Raw genomic sequence first — 756 nt, forward strand, 5'->3', positions numbered from 1 at the left:
GAAAACCGCTGTGGTGGTGCAGGGCCGTTCGTGTCCATGTGTGCAGATGCAGTAATGAATGGATTACCAATACCAGGTATGTAACGAGGAGATAATTCTTATGGGACAAGTACAACGCGCAATTGTTGATACTGCACCACCGTCTGCAGACTCCATTGCACAAATTCATAGTTTATTTGGTAGTAGCCGCATTGGCTGTATTTACGACAAGTTAGATGAAGATTTAAAGAAGGGGATTTTGGTCGCGGCAGGATTAAAAATGCCTCACCTTAAGTTAAAACTGAGTGAATTAGACCAGTTAGATAAGGCGAAATTGCATAACGCAATTAACGCATTAGAACCTGTGATCAGAAAGTTAGCTGGTCATTCAATTTCAGAATTTAAGTAAGGAAAATATTATGCAAACAGTTCAAAGCGTTATTAATGAAATTATGTTTATCGCAATGTCTAGGCCCGATGCAATAGATATCACGGTTGAGTATCACGGCATGAGCGATTCAATCTTTATACATGTTATACGGTCGAATATTAATGTTGGTCGGATGACGACACAAGGCTTAAATGACGCGGTTCTTTTCAATAAATATATCCGGTTAGATGGAAAGGCATGTTTGCTTGATGACAACAAGAAAACACCGTTAGAAGCTGTGCTTAATGCCAAAAGAAAAATACAGGCACTAATGGTAATGCCTGTTTCAACAGAGGTAGCAGCATGAAACGTATCTCTGTTCCTATTAAAGAAATGATTAGTGCGCT

2 protein-coding genes are annotated in these 756 nt (G+C 39.4%); both read left to right on the forward strand.

The window, feature by feature from the left end; genetic code table 11:
* The first annotated feature begins 100 nt into the window (after positions 1-100).
* Complete coding sequence (locus BT797_RS07740; RefSeq protein WP_045110245.1) at positions 101-388, forward strand: hypothetical protein; 288 nt, start codon at positions 101-103, stop codon at positions 386-388.
* Positions 389-398: 10 nt separating this feature from the next.
* On the forward strand, positions 399-716 hold the full coding sequence (locus BT797_RS07745) for a hypothetical protein (protein ID WP_075471574.1): 318 nt from the start codon (positions 399-401) through the stop codon (positions 714-716).
* The last annotated feature ends 40 nt before the right edge of the window (positions 717-756 follow it).

The organism is Moritella viscosa (genome assembly GCF_900120065.1).
Classification (GTDB): Bacteria; Pseudomonadota; Gammaproteobacteria; order Enterobacterales; family Moritellaceae; genus Moritella; species Moritella viscosa.

Coding starts and splice junctions, on each gene's coding strand:
- BT797_RS07745 (WP_075471574.1), top strand. CDS start 399: ATGCAAACAGTTCAAAGCGTTATTAATGAAATTATGTTTATCGCAATG.
- BT797_RS07740 (WP_045110245.1), top strand. CDS start 101: ATGGGACAAGTACAACGCGCAATTGTTGATACTGCACCACCGTCTGCA.